This is a genomic window from Luteibacter sp. P4_D7_3 (assembly GCF_056401735.1).
Genome location: NZ_JBFUIT010000277.1, coordinates 1 through 5,240, shown reverse-complemented (window position 1 = coordinate 5,240; position 5,240 = coordinate 1). Strand labels below are relative to the sequence as shown.

At 64.6% G+C, this 5,240-nt stretch carries 2 protein-coding genes and 1 pseudogene; all 3 read right to left on the bottom strand.

From position 1 onward, the window contains the following. Positions 1–112: 112 nt before the first annotated feature. Complete coding sequence (glgX, locus tag AC1DSN_RS17945; protein ID WP_477331998.1) at positions 113–2,221, bottom strand: glycogen debranching protein GlgX; 2,109 nt, start codon at positions 2,219–2,221, stop codon at positions 113–115. Positions 2,222–2,232: 11 nt separating this feature from the next. Beyond that, positions 2,233–4,419, bottom strand: a complete 2,187-nt coding sequence (gene glgB / locus AC1DSN_RS17940; protein WP_477331996.1) for a 1,4-alpha-glucan branching protein GlgB — start codon at positions 4,417–4,419, stop codon at positions 2,233–2,235. Then, positions 4,416–5,240 (bottom strand): annotated as a pseudogene (locus tag AC1DSN_RS17935) (alpha-amylase); the annotation flags it as partial. The pseudogene AC1DSN_RS17935 and the gene glgB, both read right to left, overlap by 4 nt.

Genomic DNA, 5,240 nt, shown 5'->3' with positions numbered 1-5,240 from the left:
GTGTCGCACTCGAGCGACACCGCCTCCAGATCAGGAGCCCAGAGCCGGAAACGCGTGTTCCCATCGCCCAGCGATCGCGCGCCGTAGGGCATCGCATGCACGAAGCGGGCGCTCATGCCGGTTCCGTCCGGACGATCGAGCCGAGCAGGATGACGCTGTGCCCTTCGACCGCAATGGTCGAATCGGTCCATGCGACCTCGGTCGCGCCAGGCGCCGCACTGTTGCAGCGCATCCGCCAGCTGACCGCCGGTGCCGGCAGATGGAACACATGGGTCTCGGGCGTCGCGTTGATCAACACGAGGGTCACGTCGGCGCGCTTCTCGCCGTACGCCTGGGCACGGCGCAGGGCAAGGAGGCGACCTTCGGTATAGCCCCAGGTTTCCTGGGTCATCTCCGCGCCGCTCTCGTCGAACCACGCCACCTCGCGCATGCCCGGCGCCACTTCGGTATCGCCACGCAGGAAATGCGCCGCGCGCAACGTAGGGTGCTGTTCGCGCAGGCGTGACAAGCGGGCCACGAAGTCGGTGAGTTCCCTGCCCTGCTCCGACGTGGCGAGCTTCCAGTCGTACCACGACAACTCGTTATCCTGGCAATACGCATTGTTGTTGCCCTGTTGCGTACGGCCGAACTCGTCGCCACCCAGCAACATGGGCGTACCGTGCGAGAAGAACATGGTCGCCAGCATGGCGCGCTTCACGCGCTCGCGCGGTATCCGAATGGCTGGATCGTCGCTCGGGCCTTCGACACCGTGGTTGTAGCTCTCGTTATCGTTGCCGCCATCGCGATTTTCTTCGCCGTTGGCATCGTTGTGCTTGTCGTTGTAGCTGACCAGGTCTTCCAGCGTAAAGCCGTCGTGTGCGGTCACGAAGTTCACCGAGGCCCAGGGCTTTCGCCGCTGGTGATCGAACAGTTCGCCCGATGCCTGGAGCCGTCCGGCAAGAATACCGCGCATGTTCGAATCGCCCTTCCAGAACTTACGGATGTCGTCGCGGAACTGGCCGTTCCACTCGGCGAAACCCGGCGGATGATTACCCAGCTGATAACCACCGGGGCCGATGTCCCACGGCTCCGATATCAACTTGACGTTGGCGAGCACGGGATCCTGGMGCATCGCATCGAACAGGCCGCAACAGGGATCGAAGCCTTGTTCCTCACGACCCAGGCTCACGCCGAGATCGAAACGGAAGCCGTCGATGTGGAAGGTCTGCACCCAGTAGCGCAGCGAATCCATCACCAGCTGGATCACCCGCGGGTGGGCCGTGTTGACCGTGTTGCCGGTACCGGTGTCGTTGATGCAGTAGCGTGGATTGTCCGGCATCAGACGGTAGTAGCTCTTGTTGTCCAGGCCACGGAAGGACATCGTCGTACCCAGCTCGCTGCCCTCGCAGGTGTGGTTGTAGACCACGTCGAGAATCACTTCGATGCCCGCTGCATGCAAGGCCTGCACCGCGGCGCGTATCTCGTTGAGCGCACCTTCGGCCATGTAGCCCGGCTCGGGCGCGAAGAAGGCCAGCGTGTTGTAGCCCCAGTAATTACGCAGCTTCATCTCGGTGAGGCGGCGGTCCTGCACGAAGGCGTGCACGGGCAGGAGCTCCACCGCGGTGATGCCGAGTTTGACCAGGTAGTCGATCACGTAGGGATCGGCGAGGGCGATGAAGGTGCCCCGCTCGTTCTGGCGAATACGCTTCAGCGTGCGCGTGAAACCCCGCAAATGCGTCTCGTAGATGATGGTCTCATTCCACGGCGTGTGCGGCCGGTTGCCGCCGGTCCAGTGCATGGGCTCGTCGACCACCACGGCCTTCGGCATGGCAGCGGCACTGTCACGCCGGTCGAAGGAAAGGTCGGCACGCGGCGAGGAGACACGGTACCCATGCAGGGCGTCGGACCAGCGTACCTGTCCGTGCAACAGGCGTGCATACGGATCGAGAAGCAGCTTGTTCGGATTGAACCGATGCCCCTCCTCGGGCTCGTAAGGTCCGTACGCACGAAAGCCATAGAGCGTGCCACCACGGACACGCGGCAGGTAGCCGTGCCACGTTTCATCGGTGCACTCGGGCAGGTCGTAGCGCGCGATCTCCCGCTTGCCCGAGGGATCGAACAGACACAACTCGATGCGCTCCGCATGTGCGGAGAACACGGCGAAGTTGGTACCCATGCCGTCGCAGGTCGCACCCAGGGGATAGGGCGTACCGGATTGCATGCGTTCGGGAAGTGCAGGCATCGATTTCCTCGTCAGTCGGCGATGAACATGACCGTGGACAACGGCGGCAAGCTGAGTACGAGCGACTGTCCAAAGCCCTGCGCGGGCACCACCTGGGCATGGCGTTCACCCTCATTGCCGATGCCCGACCCGCCGTACTCGCTCGCGTCGGAGTTCAGCGCCTCACGCCAACGGCCGCCTTCGGGCACGCCAATGCGGAAGCCATGCCGGGGAGTCGGCGTCATGTTGCTGACCACCAGAACGGTGCGCCCACCGTCGGCCATACGCAACCAGGCGAAGACACTCTGCTCCGCATCGTCGCCGATGACCCAGCGGAAGCCGCGCGGGTCCGAATCCCAGGCATGCAGCGCCGGGGTGCTGGCGTAGAGCTGGTTAAGATCACGCACCAGCTTCTGCACACCCAGATGCAGCGGATGATCGAGCAACTCCCAGGCGATCTGGGCGTCGTGATTCCACTCCCTTGGCTGGGCGATCTCGCCCCCAGTGAACAGCAGCTTCTTACCGGGGTGCCCCCACATGAAGCCGTAGTAGGCACGCAGATTGGCGAACTTCTGCCACTCGTCACCGGGCATGCGGCCAAGGAGGGATCGCTTGCCGTGCACCACCTCGTCGTGCGACAGCGGAAGCACGAACTTCTCCGAATAGGCATAGACCATGCTGAAGGTCATCTCGCCGTGGTGCCAGCGACGATGGATCGGATCGTGCGTCATGTAGTCGAGCGAGTCGTGCATCCAGCCCATGTTCCACTTGAAGGTGAAACCGAGGCCGCCCTGCGCTACCGGTTGGGTCACGCCCGGCCACGCGGTGGATTCCTCGGCAATGGTCATGCAATCCGGATGGCGTTCGGCGACCAGCTGGTTCACCCGGCGCAGGAAGTCGATCGATTCGAGGTTCTCGCGTCCACCGTACTTGTTCGGCACCCACTCGCCATGCTTGCGGCTGTAGTCGCGATAGAGCATCGACGCGACGGCATCGACACGAAGCCCATCGACATGGAAACGTTCGAGCCAGGCCAGCGCGCTCGCGACAAGGAAACCCGACACCTCGTTACGGCCGAGATTGAAGATCAGGGTGTTCCAGTCCTGGTGAAAACCTTCCCGCGGATCCGCGTGCTCGTAGAGCGGCGTGCCGTCGAAGTGCGCCAGACCGTGGATATCGGTGGGAAAATGCGCGGGCACCCAATCGACGATGACGCCAACCCCGGCTTCGTGGCAGCGGTCGACGAACCGGGCGAATGCTTCGGGCGTGCCGAAACGCGACGTGGGCGCGAACTGTCCCAGCGGCTGGTAACCCCACGAGCCACCGAACGGATGCTCCGAAATCGGCAGGAGTTCGATGTGCGTGAAGCCCATCCCGGCGACATACGGAATCAGCCGTTCGCCGATGTCGTCCCAGTGCAGTTCTTCGTTGTCCTTGCCCCGCAGCCAGGAGCCCGCGTGCAATTCGTAGATCGACAGTGGCGAACCGGCGTGGTGTAACGCGCCGCGCTTGCGCAACCACTCACCATCCGTCCAATGGAAGGCGGTCGGGTCAGCCACGATGGAGCCCGTCGCGGGCGGTAGCTCCGCGGCCAGTGCGACGGGATCCGCACGTTGCGTGAGCGACCCGTCGGCACCCCAGATCTCGTACTTGTAGCGTGCGCCTGCGAGCAGACCCGGCACGAACAGTTCCCACACGCCCGACGGAACGCGCTTCCTCATCGGGTGGCGACGCCCGTCCCAGCTGTCGAAGTCACCGACCACGCTTACCCGCTGCGCGTTCGGCGCCCAGACAGCAAAGCGCACGCCGTGCACGCCGTCGATCGTGATGGGATGCGCACCGACAACACGGAACAGTTCGACATGTGTCCCGTCGGCCATCCGTCCCAGATCGTCGTCGGCCAACAACGTACCGAAGCCGTAAGGATCGTGTGTGTCATGGCTTGCCCCGGGCCAGCGAACGCGCAGCCGGTACCTCGCGTCGTCGGGAGCGTGCCCGGCGAAAAGACCACCGTCATGAACGCGCCGCAGTTCCGCAACCGGCTTACCCGCCGCGTCGATCAGCTCGACGCCGAGCGCGCCGGGTTGCAAGGTGCGGACAACGCGCCGTCCGTCGACCGTGTGCGGCCCAAGCAAGGCGAAGGGGTCACCGTGGCGGCCCTCCACCAGCGCGGCCACCGCAGCGGCGTCGGTCAGTCCGTAGCTACGTGCGTCGGTCACGTATCCTCCTTCAGTTCTGTGGCGGTGTCGCCGCGGGCCGCATGAAGCAGGCCACGCAGCGGCACGTCAAGCCAGCCCGGCCGGTTCGCGGCCTCGTAGCTGACCTCATAGGCGGCCTTCTCGATAATGAAGAGTTCGAGCAGTGGCCCGAGGTCGCCGGCATTGACCCAGCGCACGGGCGCCGCGTCCAGTACGCCACGGTAGGCTTCCAGGAAAACCCTCGACGAGCGCGCACGGAATCGGGCCAGGTACTGACCGAACCCCTCATCTTCCACGGGTGCCAGGCCGTCTTCACCACGGCGGGCCATGGCGGCCGCGTAATGCAGAGAGCGCAGGAAGCCGGCGACGTCGCGCAGGGGCGTGTGCTTGCCACGGCGTTCTTCCAGCGGACGGGCCGGCTCGCCTTCGAAGTCGATGATGTACGCGTCGTCCTGGACCACGAGGATCTGGCCCAGATGGAAATCGCCATGGGTGCGAGTGAGCAGCGCGCCCTCGCCTGCCTTCGACAGCTCGCCGATGTGCTTGTCCAGGGTGGCCACCAGGCCATGGACCGCCTCGATATCGCCGTGAACGCCTTCGGATACCTCCGTGGCATGATCGAGCGAAGCCACCGCGCGCTTCACCTGCTCACGCACGCTGTCGCGCCAGGCATTCGCCACGGTTGCCGTCGCCGTTTCAGGATCGAACGCCGGAAACTCGGAAGGCTTCGCCAACAGCGCGTGAAGCTCGCCAAGACGCGTACCCACCGCGGCAGCGAACGCGTCGTAGCCGCCTTCGATTTCTGCACGGCGCTCGTCGTCGTTGGAGTGGCTGTACTCGTC